Below are 22,216 nucleotides of genomic sequence, written 5' to 3'. Positions count from 1 at the left end.
GCTCGGCTGTCTCGAACTATGGTTCTCCCAGGTCATGTACGGTGGCCGACACCACCGGAACATCAGGAGTGTCCCGATATGTCCCAGGAACTGCGCGCCGTCGAGTGGACCGGAACCGGCCTCGCGCTGATCGACCAGACCGTCCTCCCGCACCGCACCGAGACCGTCGATGTCCGCGATGTGGACACCCTGGTCGACGCGATCCAGCGGCTCGTCGTGCGCGGCGCCCCCGCGATCGGCGCGGCGGGCGGATACGGGGTCGCGATCGCACTGCTCCAGGGCGAGCGCGAGGGCTGGTCCGAGGACGAGGTGCGCGCGGCCGTCGCCCGCATCCGCGAGGCCCGTCCGACGGCCGTGAACCTCATGGTGTGCGTGGACCGGGTCATGACCCGCTTCGCCGAGGGACTCGACGCGGTCCTGGCGGAGGCGGCCGCGGTCCAGCACGAGGACGTCGCGGCGAACCGCGCGATGGGCGCGTTCGGCGCGGACTGGCTGCTGAAGCGGATCGACGCGGACCGTCCGCTGCGGATCCTGACGCACTGCAACACCGGCGCGCTGGCCACCGCCGGCTGGGGCACCGCCCTCGGCGTCATCCGCGAACTGCACGCGCGCGGGCGGCTGGAGGTCGTCTACGCCGACGAGACCCGCCCGCTGCTCCAGGGCTCGCGCCTGACCGCCTGGGAACTGGTCCAGGAGGGCATCGCGCACTACGTCCAGGCCGACGGGGCGGCGGCGGGCACGATCCTGCGCGGCGAGGTCGACGCGGCGATCGTCGGCGCGGACCGCATCGCCGCCAACGGCGACACCGCCAACAAGGTCGGCACCGTGGGCGTGGCCCTGGCCTGCGCCGACGCGGGCATCCCGTTCCTGGTGGCGGCACCGACCACGACCGTCGATCTGTCGACGCCGACCGGCGACGCGATCCACATCGAACTCCGCGGCGAGGACGAGGTGCTGGAGTGGGGCGGCGTCCGCACGGCCCCGGCCGGGTCGCGCGGCCACAACCCGGCGTTCGACGTCACACCGGGTCGGCTGGTGACGGGCCTGGTCACGGAGCGGGGCGTGCTGGAGGTGTCGGCCGGTCAACTGCCGGGCGAGCACTTGAAGTAGCGGGTGCCCCGCGCCCCGACAGGGGCGCGGGGAACTGCGCGACAAGCCCCCACCGGCCCGCGGTTCGACTACCGTCCGTCCCGCGGAGCGCTGAGCTCCAACTCCAGCAGCCACTCGACGACTTCGGTGTGGTGGCGGGCCTGACGCGGGTCGGCGCCCCACACGTACAGACCGTGGCCGGCCACGACCACCGCGGGCATCCGCGGGTCGCGCGCCGCCTCCAGCCGGTCGCCGAGGACCTTCATGTCCTGGCTGTTGGCGATGACCGGCAGGGTCACCTCCACGTCGTGCGCGGGCTGGCCGACGCCCTTGAGCATCTCCACGTCCTTGAAGACGATCCCGCCGGGGTGCCGGTGCCCCATCGCGACCGACGCCACGGTGTGCACGTGCACCACCGCCCCGGCCCCCGTCAGCGCGGCCACGCGCGCGTGCAGCTCGGCCTCCGCGGACGGCTTTCCGCCGCTGACGGCCGCGCCCTGACCGTCCACCAACACCACGTCGGCGGGCGTCAGTTCGCCCTTGTCGTGGCCGCTGGCGGTGACCGCGAGGCGCAGCGGCTCCCGGGTGAGCACCACGGACAGGTTCCCGGAGGTGCCCCGCATCCAGCCGAAGGAGGCGAACCGCGCGGACTCGGCGGCGAGGACGGCCCCCGCCTCCTCCAGGTCGAGTGCGGTGATCTCGGTGGTCATGCGGTACTCCCAGAGGTGCTGATGTCGATCTCGTCGAACGTGCCCGCCTGCGCGTGGTCGCCGACGCCTTGCTCGTAGTAGGGCTCCCCGGGCCGCCGGATCCCGACGGCGTGCCAGCCGGCCTCGCGGGCCGCGTCCAGCTCGCCCGGGCGGTCGGAGAGGAAGAGGAGACGGCCCGGTGCGAGGCCGACCGCCCCGGCGATCCGGCGGTACGAGTCCGGCTCCTGCTTGGGCCCGGCGTTCTCGGTGTCGTACAGACCGCGGACCAGCGACGTGAGGTCGCCCTCCGGGCTGTTGGCGAACCACGCGCGCTGGGCGGAGACCGAGCCGGACGAGTACACGTACAGCCGCACGCCCGCCGTGTGCCAGGCGCGCAGCGCCGGTACGACGTCGTCGTAGAAGTGCGAGACGAGGTCGCCGCGGGCGAAGCCCTCGGACCAGATGACGCCTTGCAGGGTCTTCAGCGGCGTCGCCTTGCGGTCCTCGTCGAGCCAGGCGTTCAGGGCCTTCTCGACACGCGCCGCGTCGGCGTCCGGGTCGCCGATCTCCTCCCGGACCCGGTCCACCGCCCGCGCCACGTCCGGGTCGTCGCCCCGCTCGGCGAGCAGCGCGGCGAAACGGGAGCGCGAGTACGGGTACAGCACGTCGACGACGAACCCCGTGGCGCTCGTGGTGCCCTCGATGTCGAGCACCACGGCGTCCACGTCGTAGCGGGAGGTCACGCGGCGGCCCTGTCCGCCTCGTAGCCGGCCGCGATCGTGTCGTAGTCCGGGAACCGGCCGGCGATCGTGGAGCCGGTGAAGTTGCCGATCCAGCCGTCCTCCTCGTGGAAGAAGCGGATCGCCGTGAACGACGGCTTGGTGCCCATGTCGAACCAGTGGGTGGTGCCGCGCGGCACGCCGAGGAGGTCGCCCTTCTCGCAGAAGACCGCGTGCACCTCGCCGTTCACGTGCAGGTAGAAGATGCCGGAGCCGGAGACGAAGAAGCGGACCTCGTCATCGTCGTCGTGGGTGTGCTCCTGGAGGAACTTCGCGCGGGCCGCCTTCGCCTTCGCCGGGAACTCCGGGTCGTCGCTCGGGTGCAGACCGAGGACGTCGACGGTGGTGAAGCCCTCCTCGGCGTTCAGCTTCTCGATCTCCGGGCCGTACGCCGCGAACACCGTCTCGCTGTCGGCGTCGAAGGGCACGTCCGCACGGATCGGCCACTGCTCGTAGCGCACGCCGAGCGGCTTGAGGGCCTCGGCGATCTCGGCGGGGTCGGCAGTGCGGCGGACCAGGGTCTCCGGGCCGGACTCGGACCAGGTCGTCAGCAGCGTCATGGAAGCAACTCCAGCAGTCTGGGAGGGGGAAGTGGGGAGGGCGGCGGTGGAGGAACGTCACTCGGCCGCGACACGGCAGGGCGGGTGCCGGTCCCGTGATGGTAACGCGCGGCCGTGCGCTCACCGCGTGTGACGTAATCGTTGTCTCGATATCTGGGATTCGGTGTCCATTTCTTTGACGCTGGCTGGAAACGTTCTCATGATCTGCATATGAAGACGCTGCTGCTCGTGCGGCGGCTGTACGTGGACTTGCTCCGGTCGACCACAGCCAGCTGTCGCTGACCCCTCCCGGAGCTCCGACGCGCCCCCGTTCCCGGGGCGTTCCCAGTCGCCCGTGCGGTGGCTCATTTCCGTCCCCGGCTCCGGGCCCGCGCTCGCCCGCTTCTGTATCCCTCAGCACCGCCCGTAACTGGAGCCCCTCATGTCCCGTGCCCGTCTGCCGCTCGCCGCGCTCTCGCTGGCCTCCGTCTCCGCCCTCGTCCTCGCCGGCTGCGCGCAGTCCACGGACGCCTCGAAGGACAGCGGTGACACCGCCGCCTCGGCCTCGGCCGCCACCGGCAAGAAGCCCGCCCCCTTCAGCGAGGGCACGGTCAAGGTGGCCCTGGTCCGGCAGAGCGGCGCCGGCGACTACTTCGAGCAGTGGGGCAACGGCGCGAAGGCCCAGGCCAAGGCCCTCGGCATCGACCTGACCGTGTACGACGCCCAGGCCGACAACGCCAAGCAGGCCACCGACCTCTCCTCGGCGATCAACTCCGGCGCGAAGGCGATCATCATCGACCACGGCTTCCCGGCGACCATCCAGCCGGAGATCGACAAGGCCGTGCAGAAGGGCATCAAGGTCGTCGTCTACGACGTCGAGACGGCCACCAAGGGCGTCGTCTCCACCAAGCAGGACGACGCGAGCATGGCCCAGGCCGTCCTCGACGTGATGGCCAAGGAGGTCGGCAAGGACGCCAAGGTCGGCTACGTCAACGTCGCCGGCTACGCCGCCCTCGACAAGCGGGACACCGTGTGGAAGTCCACGGTGACCTCCGAGGGCTGGAAGCAGCAGTTCAAGGTCGGCAAGGTCACCGACTCCACGGCCACCGACAACGTTCCCCTGGTCTCCGCCGCGCTCACCCAGCACTCCGACGTGACCGGCGTCTTCGCGCCCTACGACGAGCTCGCCAAGGGCGCCGTCCTCGCCGTGCAGAACAAGAAGCTGCAGGACAAGGTGAAGGTCTTCGGCGCGGACGTCTCCAACGCCGACATCCAGCAGATGACCGCCGCCGACAGCCCCTGGGTCGCCACGGCGGGTACCGACCCGTCCGCCGTCGGCGCGGCCGTCGTGCGCACCGCCGCCCTGGAACTGGCGGGCGAGCTGAACAAGACCTCCGTGGAGTTCCCGGCTGTCGCCATCACCCAGGACTTCCTGCGCGAGAAGAAGATCGCGAACATGGACCAGCTGCGGGAGGCGCTGCCCGCGCTGAACCTGTCGCAGGTCTCGACCGCGGACTGGATCTCGAATGTCGCCCACTGAGACGAGCGGGACGAGTGACCCGAGCCGTTCGAAGGCCGCCGTCAGCCTGACGGACGTCAGCATGGCCTTCGGCGGCAAGACGGTGCTCGCCTCCGTCTCGCTCGACATCGCACCGGGCAGCGTGGTCGCGCTGCTCGGCGCGAACGGCGCCGGCAAGTCCACGCTGATCAAGATCCTGTCGGGCGTGCACACCGACCACGGGGGAGAGGTGCGCGTGGACGGCTCCGCCGTCACCCTCGACTCTCCCCTCGCCGCACGCCAGTTGGGCATCCAGACGGTGCACCAGCGGATCGGCGAGGGCATCGTGCCGGGCCTCAGCGTCGCCGAGAACCTGGTCTTCGAGGAACTCGCCCAGAAGCGCGGCAACCCGTTCCTGAGCGGCCGCGCCACACTCGCCCGCGCCCGTGAGATCCAGGCCGGCCTCGGCCTGGCCTGGAGCGATGCGGTACTGAAGCAGGACGTCACCGAACTCGGCATCTCCGACCGGCAGTTGCTGATCCTGGCCCGCGCCCTCGCGACCCGCCCCCGGCTGCTGATCCTCGACGAGCCGACCTCCGCGCTCTCCGCCGCGGAGGCGGAGCGGCTGTTCGCGCTCGTCGAGAGGATGCGCGCGGACGGCATCGCCGTGCTGTACGTCTCCCACCGGCTCGGCGAGATCGACGCGCTCGCCGACCGGCTGGTCGTTCTGCGAGACGGCCGTCTCACCGAGGACCAGACCAAGCCGTTCGACTGGGACGCGGCGCTGCGCGCGATGCTCGCCCAGGCCCAGGAAGCGACCACCGCCCGGCCCGTCCGGGAGGGCGCCGGGGGAGAGGTCGTCCTCTCCCTGCGGGGCGTCCGCCTCTTCGCGGGCCGCTCCCCGCTCGACCTCGACCTGCGGGCCGGCGAGGTCACCGGCGTTGTGGGCCTGCTGGGCGCGGGCAAGACCGAGCTGGCCCGCGGCCTGTTCGGCGCCGAGCCCTTCGCCGCGGGCGCGCTCGCGCTGGACGGCACGGCCTACGCGCCCCGCCGCCCGTCCGACGCCATCCGGGCCGGCGTCCACCTGGTCCCCGAGGACCGGCACGCCGACGCCCTGGTGCCCGGCTGGTCCCTCGCCCAGAACATCTCGCTGCCGTTCCTGAAGTCCCTGTCCCGGGGCGGCCTGGTGAACCGCTCCCGGGAGGACGCCCTCGGCCGCGCTGCCATCGAGGCCCTGGGCGTCGTCGCCCGCGACGAGCACAGCACCGTCGAGGAGCTGTCCGGCGGCAACCAGCAGAAGGTCGTCGTCGGCCGCTGGCTCGCCGAGACCCCGCGTGTCCTCATCCTGGACGAACCGTTCCGAGGCGTGGACATCGGCGCCCGGCGCGACATCGGCCGCCGGGCCCGCGCCCTGGCCGCCGACGGCGCGGCCGTCCTCGTCCTGTCCGCCGACGTCGACGAGGTCCTGGAGGTCGCCGACCGGGTCGTCGTCCTCGCGGCCGGCGAGGTCCATCTCGACGCCTACGGCGAAGACGCGGAGCGCGACCGCGTGATCCAGACCATCTCGGCGTCCGTCTGACGCCGGCCCGCCCCACGAGGTCCCAGGAAGCACCCCATGACCACTGCACAGAGCACCGAGGCCCCCACCAAGGCGGCGACCGCGCCCGCCACCTCCACCGCGGTGCGCGTCCAGAACGCCGTGATCAAGTACGGCTTCATCTTCGTGACGGTCGCGCTGTTCCTGTACTTCGCGCTGAGCGAGGGCTCCTTCCGTGAGTCGGCGACCCTCCTCGACACCCTGCGGTACGTCTCCGTCGCCGCGATCCTCGGCCTCGGCGTCACCCTCACCATGGCCGTCGGCGGAATGGACATGTCCGTCGGCGCCGTGGCCGGCCTCGGCGTGTCCGTCGCCGCTCAGACGATGGTCGTCTTCAACCAGGTCGGCACGGTCGCGATCCTCGCGGTCCTGGTGGCGGGCGCCCTCGCGGGCCTGCTCAACGCCCTGCTGATCGTCGTACTGAAGATCCCCGACATGCTCGCCACGCTCGGCACGATGTTCGTCATCCAGGGCAGCAAACTGATCCTCGTGGACGGCCAGTCGATCACTCCCGGCATGACGCTGGACGACGGCAGCACCGCGCCCGGCAAGTTCACCGCCGGCTTCCTGAAGATCGACCGCGGCACGGTCCTCGGCATCCCGATCTCGGTGGTCGTCTTCGGCGCGCTCACCGTCGCCGCCTGGGTCTTCCTCGCCCGCACCCGCTGGGGCCGCGTCCTCTACGCCATCGGCGCCAACCCCGAGGCCGCCCGGCTGGCCGGCATCCGCGTGGGCGCCTACCGCTCCCTGGCCTACGTCATCTCCGGCGTCCTCGCCTCGGTGGGCGGCCTGATCCTGGCGTCCCGGATCGGCCAGGGCGATGTGTCGGCCGGCACCTCCCAGCTCCTCGAGGCGGTGGCGGTCGCGCTCGTCGGCACCTCCGTCCTGGGCCGCGGCCGCCCGAACGTCTGGGGCACCGCCCTGGGCGCGGTGCTCATCGGCATCATCACCACGGGCCTGACCATCAAGGGACTGCCGTACTACACCCAGGACGTCGTCGAGGGCGCGGTGCTGATCCTCGCCCTGGTCTTCAGCTTCACCCTGTCCAAGCGCCGCACCGCATAAGGAAGTTCGAGGAGTTCGCACCATGGGCTACCGCATCCTGGAGACCGACGACATCCCCGCCTACCTGCACGAGCGGGGCCACTGGGCGGACCCGGCGGACATCCGGGTCCGCGAGGTGTCGGACGGCAACATGAACCGCGTGTTCCTCGCCTCCTCCGCCGACGGCGCCCGCAGCCTCGCCCTCAAGCAGGCCCTGCCCTGGGTCCGCGTCGCCGGCCCCTCCTGGCCGATGAACCCCGACCGCGCCGACGCCGAGGCCCGCGCCTACGAGCAGCTCGCCAAGGTCGCCCCCGACAAGATCCCGGCGATCCACGGCTACGACCCCGAGAACTACGCCCTCGTCATGGAGGACATGTCCGACCTCGAGGTCCTGCGCACGCTCCTCAACGAGGGCGAGCCCTACGGCCCGCACACCTCGGCCCGCATCGGCGAGTTCGTCGCCCAGTTCTCCTTCGCCACCAGCGACTTCGGCATGCCGTCCGCCGACCGCAAGGCGCTGATCGCGGCCTCCGTCAGCCCGGAACTCTGCAAGATCACCGAAGACGTCGTGCTGTCCGAGCCCTACATCGAGCACGAACACAACCACTGGCACGAGGGACTGGACGACCTCGCATCGGCGTTCCGCGCCGACCCGAGGCTGCGCACCGAGGTCGCCGACCTCCGCCACACCTTCATGACCAGCGCCCAGGCCCTCCTCCACGGCGACCTGCACACCGGCAGCGTGATGGTCGGCGACCGTGAAGGCGCCCCGGTCGTCCGGGTCTTCGACCCCGAGTTCTCCTTCGTCGGCCCGATCGGCTACGACCTCGGCCTGTACTGGGCCAACGCGCTGGTCTCGGAGGAGCGGGCGCGAGCGCTGGGTTCCCTGAGTGACCACGCCGATCAACTCCGCCTGTCCTGGGAGGCGTTCGAGACGGAGTTCCGCCGCCTGTGGCCGACGAGGGTCGACACCTTCTTCGACGACGCGTACTTGGACCGCTTCCTCCGCAGGGTCTGGACGGAGTCGATCGGCTACGCCGGCACGGAGATCATCCGCAGAATCATCGGCTTCGCCCACCTGACGGACCTGACCACCCTCGCCGACCCGGTCCCGGCTTCCCGGCGAGCACTGCTACTGGGCCGCGAACTCATCGTCCGCCGCACGGAGTTGAACAACCCGAACGATATAGGGGCGCTAGTGCAGCCAACCTAAGGGGCGCGGGGAACTGCGCGACCAGCCACAACGCACCCGCGCCCGACAACGGTCCACGTGAAAGGGGCGGCTCCCTGTGCGAGGAGCCGCCCCTTCACACTCGTACCGCCTACTTCTTGTCGAGCAGATCCTGCACCTTCGCGCGGACCTCGTCCGTGGCCAGCCCCCGAATCGTCAGCGTCGTGCGCCGGCGCAGCACGTCGTCCTGCGTCTCCGCCCACTCGTTGTCCCGCGCGTACACGACCTGCGCCCAGATCTCCGGCGCGTCGGGGTGGACCCGCTGGGCCAGCTCGGGGTTGTCGTTCGCGAGCCGCGCGATGTCGAACGCGAGCGAACCGTAGTGCGTGGCAAGGTGCTTCGCCGTGTCGGCGGCCATCCGCGGACCCGGCGCCGGATTGTCGACCAACAGCCGGTGCGCCACCGCGCGCGGGTTGGCGACACCGGGGAGCGGCAGCTTCTTGGGCAGGGACGAGATGGGCTCGTAGTCCTCACCCAGCGGAGCGCCCGGCAGCGCCTCCAGCTTCTGCATGACCGTACGGCCGATGTGCCGGAACGTCGTCCACTTGCCGCCCGCGACGGACAGCATGCCGCCCCTGCCCTCGGTCACCACGGTCTCGCGCTTGGCCTTCGCCGTGTCGCCGGGCCCGCCCGGCAGCACACGCAGACCCGCGAACGAGTACGTGATGAGATCACGGGACAGCTGCTGGTCGCGGATGGAGAACGCGGCCTCGTCGAGTATCTGGGCGGTGTCCTTCTCGGTGACCGCGACGTCCGCCGGGTCGCCCTCGAACTCCTCGTCGGTGGTGCCCAGCAGCAGCATGTCCTCCCAGGGGAGGGCGAACGTGATGCGGTACTTGTCGATGGGGGTCGCGAGCGCGGCCCGCCACGCGGAGGTCCGCTTCAGAACCAGGTGCGCGCCCTTGGAGAGGCGGATGGACGGAGCCGAGTTCGGGTCCTCCATCTTGCGCAGGTGATCGACCCAGGGACCGGTCGCGTTCAGCACGAGACGGGCGTTGACCCCGAACTCGTCGCCGGACGTGCGGTCCTTCAGATCGGCGCCGGTCACCCGCCCCTTGGTGAACCTCAGGCCGGTCACCTCGGCGTGGTTGAGGACCACTGCGCCCGCCTCGACGGCCCCGCGGACCGTCATCAGCGCCATGCGCGCGTCGTTCATCTGGTCGTCGCCGTACACGGCCACGGCCTTGAGGTTGTCGGTGCGCAGCTCGGGCACGTCCTGCGCGGCCTTGGCCGGGGACAGGAGGTGGCCGACGCCGTCGCCGAACGCCGACAGCGCGGAGTAGGCGAAGACGCCCGCCCCGAGCTTCGCCGCGCCGTGCGGCCCGCCCTTGTACACGGGGAGGTAGAACGTGAGCGGGTTCGCCAGGTGGGGGGCCACCTGACGGGACACCGCACGGCGCTCGAAGTGGTTCTCCGCCACCAGCTTCACCGCGCCGGTCTGCAGATAGCGCAGACCGCCGTGGAGCAGCTTGGAGGAGGCGGAGGAGGTGGCGCCGGCGAAGTCGCCGGCGTCGACCAGTGCCACCCTGAGGCCGGACTGCGCGGCGTGCCAGGCGGTGGAGATGCCCAGGATGCCGCCGCCGATGACGAGGAGGTCGTACGACGCCTTGGAGAGCTGCTCCCGGGTCTCGGCACGGCTCGGGTTCGAGCCGGACGCCGGGTGCGTCCCGAGGGCAGGCACGGACTGCAGGGTGGACTGACTGGTCATGTGGGGTTCTTACTCCTCGTCCTCGAGCCAGCCCATGGTCCGCTCGACGGCCTTGAGCCAGCTCTTGTACTCACGGTCGCGCTTCTCCGCGGCCATGTTGGGGGTCCACTCGGCGGCCCGGCGCCAGTTGGCACGCAGGTCGTCGGTGCTGGTCCAGAAGCCGACGGCCAGACCGGCGGCGTAGGCGGCGCCGAGGCAGGTGGTCTCGGCGACCATCGGGCGCACCACGGGGGCGTCCACGAAGTCCGAGAGCGTCTGCATCAGCAGGTTGTTGGAGGTCATGCCGCCGTCGACCTTGATCGCCGCGAGCTCGACGCCGGAGTCCTTCGTCATGGCGTCGGTGATCTCACGGGTCTGCCAGGCGGTGGCCTCCAGGACGGCGCGCGCGAGGTGCGCCTTGGTGACGTACCGGGTCAGGCCGGCGATGACGCCACGGGCGTCGGAGCGCCAGTACGGGGCGAACAGACCGGAGAAGGCCGGCACGAAGTACGCGCCGCCGTTGTCCTCGACCGTGAGCGCGAGCGTCTCGATCTCGGCTGCGGTGGAGATCAGGCCCATCTGGTCGCGCATCCACTGCACCAGCGAACCGGTGACGGCGATCGAGCCCTCGAGGGCGTAGACCGCCTTCTGGTCGCCGATGCGGTAGCCGACCGTGGTCAGCAGGCCGTTGTACGAGTTGACCGGCTTGTGGCCGGTGTTCATCAGCAGGAAGGTGCCGGTGCCGTACGTCGACTTGGCCTCGCCCTCGGCGAAACAGGTCTGGCCGAACAGGGCCGCCTGCTGGTCGCCGAGCGCGGACGCGACCGGGATGCCGCCGAGGAGGTCGCCGAGCCGGCCGCCCGTGACCTCGCCGTAGACCTCGGCGGAGGAGCGGATCTCCGGCAGCATCTGCAGCGGGACGCCGATGGACTCGGCGATCTTCTCGTCCCACTCCATGGTGTGCAGGTTCATCAGCATGGTGCGCGAGGCGTTGGTCACGTCGGTGACGTGGTGGCCGCCGTCGACGCCGCCGGTCAGGTTCCAGATGACCCAGCTGTCCATGGTGCCGAAGAGGATGTCGCCCGCCTCGGCGCGCTCGCGCAGTCCCTCGACGTTGTCGAGCAGCCAGCGGGCCTTGGGGCCGGCGAAGTAGCTCGCCAGCGGCAGGCCGGTCTCGCGGCGGAAGCGGTCCTGGCCGACGTTGCGGCCGAGCTCCTTGCAGAGCGCGTCGGTGCGGGTGTCCTGCCAGACGATGGCGTTGTGGACGGGCTCACCGGTGTTCTTGTCCCACAGCAGCGTGGTCTCACGCTGGTTGGTGATGCCGATGGCCTTGATGTCGTCACGCGTGATGCCGGCCTTCTCGACGGCTCCGGCGACGACTTCCTGGACGTTGGTCCAGATCTCGTTGGCGTTGTGCTCGACCCAGCCCGGCTTCGGGAAGATCTGCTCGTGCTCCTTCTGGTCGACGGAGACGATCCGGCCGTCCCGGTCGAAGACGATGCAGCGGGACGAGGTGGTGCCCTGGTCGATGGCCGCGATGAAGGGGCCGGCGGTGTGCGCGTCGGTCACTGTGTGCTCCTGGGGGTTCCGTGGTTGAGGGCTGTACGTACGGCGCGTGCTGCGAGGTTCCGTGAAAGCGCGGTGCTCTCAAGCAAAGCGGTGCTCTCAAGCAAAGGCGACGTTGTAGATGCCTGCAGCGATCGCGCCGCCGATCAGCGGACCGACCACGGGGATCCAGGCGTAGCTCCAGTCGGAGCCGCCCTTGTTGGGCAGGGGCAGGAGTGCGTGCACGATGCGCGGGCCGAGGTCACGGGCCGGGTTGATCGCGTAGCCGGTCGGGCCGCCGAGGGACAGGCCGATCGAGACGACCACGAGCGCGGTGATCAGCGCGCCCAGGTTGCCGAGGCCGTTGCCCTTGTCGTTGAGGCCCTGCGTGAGGACGGCGAGCACCAGCACGAAGGTGCCGATGATCTCCGTGGCGAGGTTCTGCCAGACGACCCGGATCTCCGGACCGGTGGAGAAGATGCCCAGGACCGGGCCTGCGCCCGCTTCCTGCGCCTCGACGGCCTTCACGTTCGTGGACTGCGCGCCCGGACCGCCGACGATCTCCTTGTCGGTGAGGTGGGCGTGGAACTGGCCGTAGTAGGCGACCCAGACCAGCGTGGCGCCGATCGCGGCGCCGAGCAGCTGTCCGGCCCAGTAGACCGGAACGTTGCTCCAGTCGTCGTCCTTGATCGCGAGGGCGAGGGTGACCGCCGGGTTGAGGTGGGCGCCGGAGAGGGGCGCCGAGGTGTAGACCGCCGTCAGAACGGCGAAACCCCACCCGAAGGTGATGGCGAGCCAGCCGGCGTTGCGCGCCTTGGAGGCCTTCAGCGTGACGGCGGCGCAGACGCCACCGCCGAGCAGGATGAGTATGGCGGTACCGATGGTCTCGCCGATGAAGATGTCGGAGCTGGACACCCGCGACTCCTTTGTCCTTCGTCCAGGGAAGCCGAACCCCGGGTCCCACCGGGGATTCGAGCGCCCTCGGGGGTGAGAGCGATGCCGGCCTTTGGCGTTGTCACACTCTAGCGCGTATTGCCGTTAGGTGTTCGACAATGCCGACCGATGGACGGGAGTCTTGCCCGGCTGTTACGTGTGCGTCAAGGGTGCTGTTGTCGGAAACGCGATCGTTATTGATCGCCGTGAGGTATGGATCTTCGCGCCGGTGCGCATACTCTCGACCTTTATGTCCATTTCAGGCAGATATCTCAGGGTATGACAAGGGCCGGAACGTCCGACGACGTTCCGGCCTGCTCTTACGTACTTCTCAGACGCGGCGGACCGCTCAGAACCGCCCGGCGCCCAGGTCGCGGGAGACCGCGCGGGCGCAGTCGCGCACCGCGGCGATCAGCTCGGGGCGCAGCTCGCCGTCCCGGCCCAGCCGCTCCACGGCGCCCGTGATGCCGACCGCGCCGACGGGCATCCGCCGCCGGTCGTGGATGGGCGCGGCGATGGAGGCCACGCCCTCCCAGGTCTCCTCGACGTCGGCCGCGTACCCACGCGCGCGCGTGAGGTCGAGGATGTGCTCGAAGGCCTCCGGCTCGCACACCGTGCGGTCCGTGAAGGGCTTGCGGTCGGCCTCCAGGGCCTCGCTGTGGGCGACCGGGTCGTAGGCGGAGAGCACCTTGCCCAGGGCCGTGGAGTGCAGCGGCTGCATGGCCCCGATCTCCAGCACCTGCCGGCTGTCGTCGGGCCGGAAGACGTGGTGCACGATCAGCACGCCCTGCTGGTGCAGCACCCCCAGGTGCACGCTCTCGCCGCTGGAGCGGGCCAGGTCGTCCGTCCACACCAGGGCACGCGCGCGTAGCTCGTGCACGTCCAGGTAGGTGGTGCCCAGGCGCAGCAGCTCCGCGCCCAGCTGATAGCGCCCGGAGGCGTCGTCCTGCTCGACGAAGCCCTCCTGCTGGAGGGTGCGCAGGATCCCGTGCGCGGTGCCCTTGGCCAGGCCCGTGGACGAGGCGATGTCCGACAGGCCCAGCCGCCGCTCGCCGCCCGCGAGCAGCCGCAACATCGCGGCCGCACGTTCGACCGACTGGATGTTCCGTGCCATCGCCCTCCTGCCTCCGTCCCCTTACGACCGTCTCCGCACGGCATGTACTGCCACCGTTCGGCAATGTCGAACACTACCGGTCCATGCCGACCTCCCGCTAATGGTCGGTCGATCCGTGTTACGTCACTTGTCCCCCCGCGGTGGCGCGGCCGTCGCACGCCCGTGCCGCACGGCCCCGCACCACCCTGTCCGGGCCCGCGTCCGTCCGCCAGGCTCGTCCGCCCGCTGGACGCCCCTGACCATAAGGCCTCCGTCCCGGCTACCCTGACGGCGTGCGCGCTCCTCGGGAAGCGTTTCTGCCCGCATCCTGAGGTGACGCAAAGCCGACAGCCGTCGCATCTGAGGGAGCCCTTTCATGGCCTCTGTGCCGCCGACCCCTTCCGCCGACAGCCGGACCCGTGTGTCCGCGCTCCGCCAGGCCCTGGCCACCCGTGTCGTGGTGGCCGACGGAGCCATGGGCACCATGCTCCAGGCCCAGGAGCCCACCCTCGAGGACTTCGAGAACCTCGAGGGCTGCAACGAGATCCTCAACGTCACCCGGCCGGACATCGTCCGCTCCGTGCACGAGGAGTACTTCGCCGCGGGCGTGGACTGCGTGGAGACCAACACGTTCGGCGCAAACCACTCCGCCATGGCGGAGTACGACATCCCCGAACGGGTGCACGAGCTGTCCGAGGCGGGCGCCCGCATCGCCCGCGAGGTGGCCGACGCGTTCGGCGCCCGCGACGGCCGACAGCGCTGGGTGCTCGGCTCGATCGGACCAGGCACCAAGCTGCCGACGCTCGGCCACATCGGCTACGGCACGCTCCGCGACGGCTTCCAGGCCAACGCCGAGGGCCTGCTGGCCGGCGGCGCCGACGCCCTGATCGTCGAGACCACCCAGGACCTCCTGCAGACCAAGTCGTCCGTCCTGGGCGCCCGGCGCGCCATGGAGGCGACCGGCGCCGAGGTGCCGCTGCTGGTCTCCATGGCCTTCGAGACGACCGGCACCATGCTGCTGGGCTCGGAGATCGGCGCCGCGCTGACCGCGCTGGAGCCCCTCGGCATCGACATGATCGGCCTGAACTGCTCGACCGGCCCCGCCGAGATGAGCGAACACCTGCGCTACCTGGCCCGGCACTCCCGCACCCCGCTGCTGTGCATGCCCAACGCAGGCCTGCCGATCCTCACCAAGGACGGCGCCCACTTCCCGCTCGACCCGGAGGGCCTGGCCGACGCCCAGGAGGCCTTCGTACGCGACTACGGGCTGAACCTGATCGGCGGCTGCTGCGGCACCACCCCCGAGCACCTGCGACAGCTCGTGGAGCGCGTCCACGGGGCCACGCCGCCCGAGCGCCACCCGCAGCCCGAGCCCGGCGCCGCCTCCCTCTACCAGACCGTCCCCTTCCGCCAGGACACCTCCTACCTGGCCATCGGCGAGCGCACCAACGCCAACGGCTCCAAGAAGTTCCGCGAGGCCATGCTGGCCGGCCGCTGGGACGACTGCGTCGAGATGGCCCGCGAGCAGATCCGCGAGGGCGCACACCTGCTCGACCTGTGCGTGGACTACGTCGGCCGCGACGGCGTCGCCGACATGGAGGAGCTGGCCGGCCGCTTCGCCACCGCCTCCACCCTGCCGATCGTCCTGGACTCCACCGAGGTCGAGGTCATCCGGGCCGGCCTGGAGAAGCTCGGCGGCCGCGCGGTGATCAACTCCGTGAACTACGAGGACGGCGACGGCCCCGAGTCCCGCTTCGCCAAGGTCACCCGGCTGGCCCAGGAGCACGGCGCCGCGTTGATCGCCCTCACCATCGACGAGGAGGGCCAGGCCCGCACCCCCGAGAAGAAGGTCGAGATCGCCGAACGGCTCATCGACGACCTCACCGGGAACTGGGGAATCCTGGAGTCGGACATCCTCATCGACACCCTGACCTTCACCATCTGCACCGGTCAGGAGGAGTCCCGGGGCGACGGCGTCGCCACCATCGAGGCCATCCGCGAGCTCAAGCGCCGCCACCCCGACGTCCAGACCACCCTGGGCCTGTCGAACATCTCCTTCGGCCTCAACCCGGCCGCCCGCGTCCTGCTCAACTCCGTCTTCCTCGACGAGTGCGTCAAGGCCGGCCTGGACTCCGCGATCGTCCACGCCTCGAAGATCCTGCCCATCGCCCGCTTCACCGAGGAAGAGGTGCAGACGGCCCTCGACCTCGTCTACGACCGCCGCGTCGCCCAGCAGGGCGACGAACCGGCCTACGACCCCCTCCAGAAGCTCATGCAGCTCTTCGAGGGCGCCACGACCAAGTCGCTCAAGGCGGGCCGGGCCGAGGAACTGGCCGCCCTGCCGCTGGAGGAGCGCCTCAAGCGCCGCATCATCGACGGCGAGAAGAACGGTCTGGAGGCCGACCTCGACGCGGCCCTCGAAAGCCGCCCGGCGCTCGACATCGTCAACGACACCCTCCTGGACGGCATGAAGGTCGTCGGCGAACTGTTCGGCTCCGGCCAGATGCAGCTGCCGTTCGTGCTCCAGTCCGCCGAGGTCATGAAGACCGCCGTCGCCTACCTCGAACCGCACATGGAGAAGACCGACGACGACGGCAAGGGCACCATCGTGCTCGCCACCGTCCGCGGCGACGTCCACGACATCGGCAAGAACCTCGTCGACATCATCCTGTCCAACAACGGCTACAACGTCGTCAACCTCGGCATCAAGCAGCCCGTCTCCGCGATCCTGGACGCCGCCGCCGAGCACCGCGCCGACGTCATCGGCATGTCCGGCCTCCTGGTCAAATCCACGGTGATCATGAAGGAGAACCTGGAGGAGCTCAACCAGCGCGGCCTCGCGGCGAACTACCCCGTCATCCTCGGCGGCGCGGCCCTGACCAGGGCCTACGTCGAGCAGGACCTGCACGAGATCTACCAGGGCGAGGTCCGCTACGCCCGCGACGCCTTCGAGGGACTGCGCCTCATGGACGCCCTCATCGGCGTCAAGCGCGGGGTGCCCGGCGCGAAGCTGCCCGAGCTGAAGCAGCGCCGGGTGCGCGCGAGCGCCGCCGCCGTCGAGGTCGAGGAGCGCCCGGAGGAGGGCCACGTCCGCTCCGACGTCGCCACCGACAACCCCGTCCCGAAGCCGCCGTTCGAGGGCACCCGCGTCATCAAGGGCATCCAGCTCAAGGAGTACGCCTCCTGGCTCGACGAAGGCGCCCTCTTCAAGGGCCAGTGGGGCCTGAAGCAGGCCCGCGCCGGCGACGGACCGACCTACGAGGAACTCGTCGAGACCGAGGGCCGGCCCCGGCTGCGCGGCCTGCTCGACAAGCTCCAGACCGACAACCTCCTCGAGGCGGCCGTCGTCTACGGCTACTTCCCCTGTGTGTCCAAGGACGACGACCTGATCCTCCTGGACGAACAGGGCAACGAACGCACCCGCTTCACCTTCCCCCGCCAGCGCCGCGGCCGCCGGCTGTGCCTGGCCGACTTCTTCCGCCCGGAGGAGTCGGGGGAGACCGACGTCGTCGGCCTCCAGGTCGTCACCGTCGGCTCCCGCATCGGCGAGGAGACGGCCAAGCTCTTCGAGTCCAACTCCTACCGCGACTACCTCGAACTGCACGGCCTGTCCGTGCAGTTGGCGGAGGCCCTCGCCGAGTACTGGCACGCGCGCGTGCGCTCCGAACTCGGCTTCGCCGGCGAGGACCCCGCCGACGTCGAGGACATGTTCGCCCTCAAGTACCGCGGCGCCCGCTTCTCCCTCGGCTACGGCGCCTGTCCGAACCTGGAGGACCGCGCCAAGATCGCCGAGCTGCTGCGGCCCGAGCGGATCGGCGTCCACCTGTCCGAGGAGTTCCAGCTCCACCCCGAGCAGTCCACGGACGCCATCGTCATCCACCACCCCGAGGCGAAGTACTTCAACGCACGGTGACGCCCGCGCGCCGCTCGGCACACTGATCGGATAAGTCGTACACTGGTCGGTCCACTGCAGGCCGGTTCCCCACAGCGGGGAACCGGCCTGCTCGTCCCTCAAGGAGGTACGTGGATGACCAGCACGGTTCCCGCGCCAGTAACCCGCACGGCCGAGGGCTCAGCCCTGCAGGCCGTGCTCCTCGACATGGACGGCACCCTCGTGGACACCGAGGGCTTCTGGTGGGACGTCGAGGTCGAGATCTTCGCCGGACTCGGCCACACCCTCGACGACTCCTGGCGTCATGTCGTGGTCGGCGGCCCGATGAGCCGCAGCGCCGGGTTCCTGATCGAGGCGACCGGGGCCGACATCGCCCTCGCCGACCTCACCGTCCTGCTCAACGAGGGGTTCGAGGACCGCATCACCCGCGCCCTGCCCCTGATGCCGGGAGCGGCCCGGCTGCTCGCCGAACTGACCGAGCAGCAGGTCCCCACGGCCCTCGTCTCCGCCTCCCACCGACGCATCATCGACCGCGTCCTCACCTCGCTCGGCGCCGAGAACTTCCGCCTGAGCGTGGCCGGCGACGAGGTCGCCCGCACCAAGCCGTACCCCGACCCCTACCTCTTCGCGGCCGCCGGACTCGGTGTGGATCCGGCCAGATGCGCCGTCATCGAGGACACCGCGACCGGGGTCGCCTCGGCGGAGGCGGCCGGCTGCCAGGTGGTCGCCGTGCCCTCCGTGGCGCCGATCGCGCCGTCCCCGCGACGCACCGTCGTTCCCTCCCTCGAACAGGTCGACCTGACATTTCTGCGCGGCCTGATGCCGCTCCGATGACGGAAATGCGATAGGCGTTCACCCAGCGTGCACCGCCGATAACAAGGGAATTCGGCGGGTGTGCGCGCGGGAGAATTCGGATCTTCAACAACCTCTCGCGGACGGCTGAATTCCACCCCGTCCGGACCCCGTTCGGCGTGTGACGTTCCCCACCTGGACGGGTCTCGACAGTCGACTCCCCGTGTGCATCTCGCCCATGTCGGAGGGGGTTTCGCACGTCCTTGTGTCCCGATTGATGAGCGGCTGTACGAATCCTTCCGCTGACGGCTGTTCAGCGCGTCCACGGCCGGTTTCGCTCCGTGATGGGGTTTCAACTCCGATGGCCGCGAACCCTCCTGCCGGTCCGGACTAATCTCGTCGCGAGAACATCGCCCTAACTCCGTGACCGCTGCGCCACCCCTGCATGCCGGATACACGGACCGACAGCTCTGGAGAAAATCGAGCATGAACCGTAAGACTTTGGTGCTGCCGGCCGTGGCCGGTCTCCTCGCGCCCGCACTCGCCGCCTGCGGCGCGTCCGACAGCGGGAGCAACAGCGGCGACGCCATCGTCGTGGGCACCACCGACCGGTTCACCGCCACCAAGGACGCCCCGGCCCCGCTCGACCCGGCCTACTCCTACGACGTCGGCACCTGGAACATCCTGCGCCAGACGGTGCAGACCCTGATGATCCAGCCCAAGGGCGAGGGCGAGCCCGTCCCGGAGGCGGCCCAGAGCTGCGGCTTCACCGACACCGGCAACGAGCGCTACGCCTGCAAGCTGCGCAGCGGCCTGAAGTTCGCCAACGGCGACGTCATCACCGCCGAGGACGTCAAGTTCTCCATCGAGCGCGCCCGCACCATCAAGGCCGACTCCGGCGTGTTCGCCCTGCTGTCGACCATCGACACCATCGAAACGCAGGGCGACAACGAAGTCATCTTCCACCTCAAGACCGCCGACGCCACTTTCCCCTTCAAGTTGTCGACCCCGGTCGCCGGCATCGTCAACCCCGACGACTACGAGAAGGACAAGCTGCGCGACGGCTTCGCGGTCGACGGCTCCGGCCCCTACACCCTCGAGGCCAAGACCGACGGCGACGAGATGACCAAGGCCGTGTTCACCAAGAACCCCAACTACAAGGGGACGCTGAGCGTGAACAACGACGAGGTCGACATGGTCTCCTACGAGGACGCCGACGACATGGGCACCGCCCTCGAAAAGGGCGACATCGACCTCATGACCCGCACCATGTCCCCGGAGCAGATCAAGAAGCTCTCCGAGGCCCCCGCCGGCGGGGACATCGACCTGGTCGAACTGAGCGGCCTCGAGATCCGCTACCTCGCCTTCAACACCACGGCCCCGACGGTCAAGACCAAGGCCGTGCGTCAGGCGATGGCCCAGGTCATCGACCGCGCCCAGCTCGTCTCCGAGGTGTACGGCTCCCAGGCCGAGCCGCTCTACTCGCTCGTCCCGGCCACCCTCACCGGTCACTCCAACTCGTTCATCAACACCTACGGCGAACCCGACAAGGCCAAGGCCAAGGCCCTGCTCGACGACGCGGACGTCGACACCCCGGTGAAGCTGACGCTGAACTACACGACCGACCACTACGGGCCGGCCACCAAGCAGGAGTTCGAGACGCTGCAGAAGCAGCTCAACGCCAGCGGCCTGTTCGACGTCACCATCGAGGGCACCCCCTGGGAGACCTTCGTCCCGGCCGAGCGCAAGGGCGAGTACGCCGTCTTCGGCATGGGCTGGTTCCCCGACTTCCCCGACGCCGACAGCTTCGTCGCCCCGTTCCTCGACAAGGACAACTTCCTCAAGTCCCCGTACTCCAACAGCGACATCATCAACAACCTGATCCCGGCCTCCCGCCGCGAGGCCGACCGCCTCAGCGCCGGGAAGACCCTCACCAAGATCCAGGACATCGTCGCCGAGGACGTCCCGGTCCTGCCGCTGTGGCAGGGCAAGCAGTACGTCGCCGCCAACAACGACGTCACCGGCACGGCGTACGCGCTGAACTCCTCCGCGACCCTGCAGCTGTGGGAGCTCGGCCACGGTGTGAGCAACTGACCACCCCCCTCCCGGACCCGGGGCCCGGGACGGCGGGCCCGCAGTGACGAGAAACGACGACAAGGCATTTCGTGAACATGCGTAACCAGTGGCCGGTCCTGCCGATCGTGGCGGGGCTGGCCTCCGGCCTGTTGACCGGCTGCGGCACCCAGAGCGGAGGCTCAGGAGGCGACGCCTCCTCCGTGGTCCTGGGAATGTCCGACGACGTCCTGAGCACCGACCCGGCCGCCGGCTACGACCCCGGCTCCTGGCTGTTGTTCAACAACGTCTTCCAGTCACTGCTGAGCTTCCCCAAGGGCGGCACGGAACCCGAGCCCGACGCGGCGAAGGAATGCTCCTTCAGCGACACGAAGACCCAGGTCTACACGTGCACGCTGAAGGACGGCCTCAAGTTCAGCAACGGCGACGCGCTCACCTCCGAGGACGTCAAGTTCTCCTTCGACCGCATGCTGAAGATCAACGACGACGCCGGCCCGGCCATCATGTTCCCCATGCTCGACAAGGTCGAGACCCCCGACGCCAAGACCGTCGTCTTCCGCCTCAAGACCCCCGACGCCACCTTCCCCAGCAAGCTCGCCTCGGGCGCCGGCTCCATCGTCGACCACAAGGAATACGACGCCGACGGCCTGCGCAAGGACGGCAGCGCCATCGGCTCCGGCCCCTACAAGCTGGACTCCTTCGGCGACGACCAGGCCGTCTTCTCCGTCAACGAGAACTACCGCGGCACCGCCGCCGACGCCCGCAACACCGGCGTCACCCTCAAGTTCTTCGGCGGCGACCAGAAGGCCCTCAAGCAGGCTCTGCTCGCCGGCGACATCGACATCGCCTACCGAGGCCTCACCGCCGACGACATCTCCGACATCCAGCAGAGCACCGACGCCGACGCCGGCGTCGAGGTCGTCGAAGGCAGCAGCGCCGAAGTCCAGCACCTCGTCTTCAACATGGACGACCCCGTCGCCGGCAAACTCGGCGTCCGCCAGGCCATCGCCCACCTGATCGACCGCGAAGCCCTCATCAAGGACGTCTACCAGGGCACCGCCGACCCCCTCTACTCGATCATCCCGGCCGGCATCGCGGGTCACAACACCGCCTACTTCGACCGCTACGGCGCCCGCCCCTCGAAGGCCAAGGCCGCCGCCGCGCTCGCCGACGAGGGCATCACCGACAAGGTCGAACTCACCCTCTGGTCCACCCCGTCCCGCTACGGCCCGGCCACCGACCAGGAACTCGAGACCATCGCGGCCCAGCTCAACGCCAGCGGCCTGTTCGACGCCGACGTCCGGTCCGTCGCCTTCGACCAGTACGAGAAGGACATCGCCGACGGCAAGTACGGCGTCTACGTCAAGGGCTGGGTGCCCGACTACCCCGACGCCGACAACTTCACCTCGCCCTTCTTCGGCGAGGGCAACGTGCTCAGCAACAACTACACCAACGCCACGATCACCGGCACGCTCATCCCGCGCACCGCCGCCCAGAGCGACCGCACCGCCGCCGACACCGACTACGGCCGGCTCCAGGACATCGTCGCCGAACAGCTGCCCGTCCTGCCCATCTGGCAGGCCAAGCAGTACGCGGTCGTCGGCGAGAACGTCTACGGCCTGGAGAGCTGCCTCGACGCCTCGACGGTGTTCCGCTTCTGGGAACTCAGCAAGGGCTGACAGCCGCACGGCCGTACCGACACAACAGGGCGCCCCCTTCTCCCGAAGGGGGCGCC

The 22,216-nt window shown here is 70.0% G+C and carries 16 protein-coding genes; 9 read left to right on the top strand and 7 right to left on the bottom strand.

The features are described 5' to 3' along the window. Positions 1–78: 78 nt before the first annotated feature. A complete protein-coding gene (gene mtnA, locus ACWD4O_RS19005; protein ID WP_451281124.1) occupies positions 79–1,110 on the top strand; it encodes an S-methyl-5-thioribose-1-phosphate isomerase in 1,032 nt (343 codons plus the stop codon). Between the two features lie 68 nt (positions 1,111–1,178). Here mtnA and mtnB read toward each other — a convergent pair whose 3' ends face one another. From mtnB to ACWD4O_RS18990, 3 genes are read right to left on the bottom strand one after another with little or no spacing between them, the layout of a single operon-like run. Next, entirely contained in the window at positions 1,179–1,799 is a 621-nt protein-coding gene (mtnB, locus tag ACWD4O_RS19000) for a methylthioribulose 1-phosphate dehydratase (RefSeq protein WP_451281122.1), read from the bottom strand. Continuing rightward, on the bottom strand, positions 1,796–2,521 hold the full coding sequence (gene mtnC / locus ACWD4O_RS18995; protein ID WP_451281120.1) for an acireductone synthase: 726 nt from the start codon (positions 2,519–2,521) through the stop codon (positions 1,796–1,798). Before mtnC ends, mtnB begins: the two co-directional genes overlap by 4 nt. Beyond that, on the bottom strand, positions 2,518–3,117 hold the full coding sequence (locus ACWD4O_RS18990; protein WP_451281118.1) for a 1,2-dihydroxy-3-keto-5-methylthiopentene dioxygenase: 600 nt from the start codon (positions 3,115–3,117) through the stop codon (positions 2,518–2,520). Before ACWD4O_RS18990 ends, mtnC begins: the two co-directional genes overlap by 4 nt. Positions 3,118–3,538: 421 nt before the next feature. Here ACWD4O_RS18990 and ACWD4O_RS18985 point away from each other — a divergent pair, with 421 nt between their 5' ends. The 4 genes from ACWD4O_RS18985 to mtnK are packed head-to-tail and all read left to right on the top strand — an operon-like array spanning position 3,539 to position 8,448. Then, positions 3,539–4,636, top strand: coding sequence for a substrate-binding domain-containing protein (locus tag ACWD4O_RS18985; protein ID WP_451281116.1), 1,098 nt, complete (start codon positions 3,539–3,541; stop codon positions 4,634–4,636). Next, positions 4,623–6,173: a sugar ABC transporter ATP-binding protein gene (locus tag ACWD4O_RS18980; protein ID WP_451281114.1), complete on the top strand. Its 1,551-nt coding sequence runs from the start codon at positions 4,623–4,625 to the stop codon at positions 6,171–6,173. The genes ACWD4O_RS18985 and ACWD4O_RS18980 overlap by 14 nt, the downstream gene beginning before the upstream one ends. A gap of 36 nt (positions 6,174–6,209) precedes the next feature. Continuing rightward, positions 6,210–7,256 (top strand): ABC transporter permease, encoded by a 1,047-nt coding sequence (locus ACWD4O_RS18975; RefSeq protein WP_451281112.1) that lies wholly within the window; start codon positions 6,210–6,212, stop codon positions 7,254–7,256. 22 nt (positions 7,257–7,278) lie between these two features. Further along, positions 7,279–8,448: an S-methyl-5-thioribose kinase gene (mtnK, locus tag ACWD4O_RS18970; protein ID WP_451281110.1), complete on the top strand. Its 1,170-nt coding sequence runs from the start codon at positions 7,279–7,281 to the stop codon at positions 8,446–8,448. A 109-nt stretch (positions 8,449–8,557) separates the two neighbouring features. On the opposite strand, the gene ACWD4O_RS18965 is transcribed toward mtnK, so the two are convergent. The 4 genes from ACWD4O_RS18965 to ACWD4O_RS18950 form a co-directional block, all read right to left on the bottom strand. Beyond that, the gene (locus ACWD4O_RS18965) at positions 8,558–10,174 is read right to left on the bottom strand and encodes an FAD-dependent oxidoreductase (RefSeq protein WP_451281109.1); all 1,617 of its coding nucleotides are present in this window, start codon (positions 10,172–10,174) and stop codon (positions 8,558–8,560) included. Between the two features lie 9 nt (positions 10,175–10,183). Further along, complete coding sequence (gene glpK, locus ACWD4O_RS18960; protein ID WP_450947815.1) at positions 10,184–11,722, bottom strand: glycerol kinase GlpK; 1,539 nt, start codon at positions 11,720–11,722, stop codon at positions 10,184–10,186. Positions 11,723–11,818: 96 nt separating this feature from the next. Beyond that, positions 11,819–12,613, bottom strand: a complete 795-nt coding sequence (locus tag ACWD4O_RS18955) for an MIP/aquaporin family protein (RefSeq protein WP_358806363.1) — start codon at positions 12,611–12,613, stop codon at positions 11,819–11,821. Positions 12,614–12,980: 367 nt separating this feature from the next. Further along, positions 12,981–13,745 (bottom strand): IclR family transcriptional regulator, encoded by a 765-nt coding sequence (locus tag ACWD4O_RS18950; RefSeq protein WP_451281106.1) that lies wholly within the window; start codon positions 13,743–13,745, stop codon positions 12,981–12,983. 355 nt (positions 13,746–14,100) lie between these two features. Between ACWD4O_RS18950 and metH the strand changes: the two genes are divergently transcribed. The 4 genes from metH (at position 14,101) to ACWD4O_RS18930 (ending at position 22,160) form a co-directional block, all read left to right on the top strand. Further along, entirely contained in the window at positions 14,101–17,637 is a 3,537-nt protein-coding gene (gene metH, locus ACWD4O_RS18945) for a methionine synthase (RefSeq protein ID WP_451281105.1), read from the top strand. Positions 17,638–17,751: 114 nt separating this feature from the next. Further along, positions 17,752–18,450, top strand: a complete 699-nt coding sequence (locus ACWD4O_RS18940) for an HAD family hydrolase (RefSeq protein ID WP_451281103.1) — start codon at positions 17,752–17,754, stop codon at positions 18,448–18,450. A gap of 444 nt (positions 18,451–18,894) precedes the next feature. Then, entirely contained in the window at positions 18,895–20,502 is a 1,608-nt protein-coding gene (locus ACWD4O_RS18935) for an ABC transporter substrate-binding protein (protein WP_451281101.1), read from the top strand. Positions 20,503–20,573: 71 nt separating this feature from the next. Then, positions 20,574–22,160 (top strand): ABC transporter substrate-binding protein, encoded by a 1,587-nt coding sequence (locus tag ACWD4O_RS18930; RefSeq protein ID WP_451281100.1) that lies wholly within the window; start codon positions 20,574–20,576, stop codon positions 22,158–22,160. Positions 22,161–22,216 lie beyond the last annotated feature (56 nt).

The sequence above is a fragment of the Streptomyces sp. NPDC002623 genome (assembly GCF_053592635.1).
The sequence above is the reverse complement of the archived record's forward strand: the minus strand, read 5'-3'. Positions and strand labels throughout refer to the sequence as shown.

Bases quoted from the DNA above. Each gene is read 5' to 3' on its own strand.
- metH (WP_451281105.1), top strand. From the start codon at position 14,101: ATGGCCTCTGTGCCGCCGACCCCTTCCGCCGACAGCCGGACCCGTGTG.
- ACWD4O_RS18950 (WP_451281106.1), bottom strand. From the start codon at position 13,745: ATGGCACGGAACATCCAGTCGGTCGAACGTGCGGCCGCGATGTTGCGG.
- ACWD4O_RS18935 (WP_451281101.1), top strand. From the start codon at position 18,895: ATGAACCGTAAGACTTTGGTGCTGCCGGCCGTGGCCGGTCTCCTCGCG.
- mtnA (WP_451281124.1), top strand. From the start codon at position 79: ATGTCCCAGGAACTGCGCGCCGTCGAGTGGACCGGAACCGGCCTCGCG.
- ACWD4O_RS18965 (WP_451281109.1), bottom strand. From the start codon at position 10,174: ATGACCAGTCAGTCCACCCTGCAGTCCGTGCCTGCCCTCGGGACGCAC.
- ACWD4O_RS18975 (WP_451281112.1), top strand. From the start codon at position 6,210: ATGACCACTGCACAGAGCACCGAGGCCCCCACCAAGGCGGCGACCGCG.
- ACWD4O_RS18985 (WP_451281116.1), top strand. From the start codon at position 3,539: ATGTCCCGTGCCCGTCTGCCGCTCGCCGCGCTCTCGCTGGCCTCCGTC.
- ACWD4O_RS18990 (WP_451281118.1), bottom strand. From the start codon at position 3,117: ATGACGCTGCTGACGACCTGGTCCGAGTCCGGCCCGGAGACCCTGGTC.
- ACWD4O_RS18940 (WP_451281103.1), top strand. From the start codon at position 17,752: ATGACCAGCACGGTTCCCGCGCCAGTAACCCGCACGGCCGAGGGCTCA.
- mtnK (WP_451281110.1), top strand. From the start codon at position 7,279: ATGGGCTACCGCATCCTGGAGACCGACGACATCCCCGCCTACCTGCAC.
- mtnB (WP_451281122.1), bottom strand. From the start codon at position 1,799: ATGACCACCGAGATCACCGCACTCGACCTGGAGGAGGCGGGGGCCGTC.
- ACWD4O_RS18980 (WP_451281114.1), top strand. From the start codon at position 4,623: ATGTCGCCCACTGAGACGAGCGGGACGAGTGACCCGAGCCGTTCGAAG.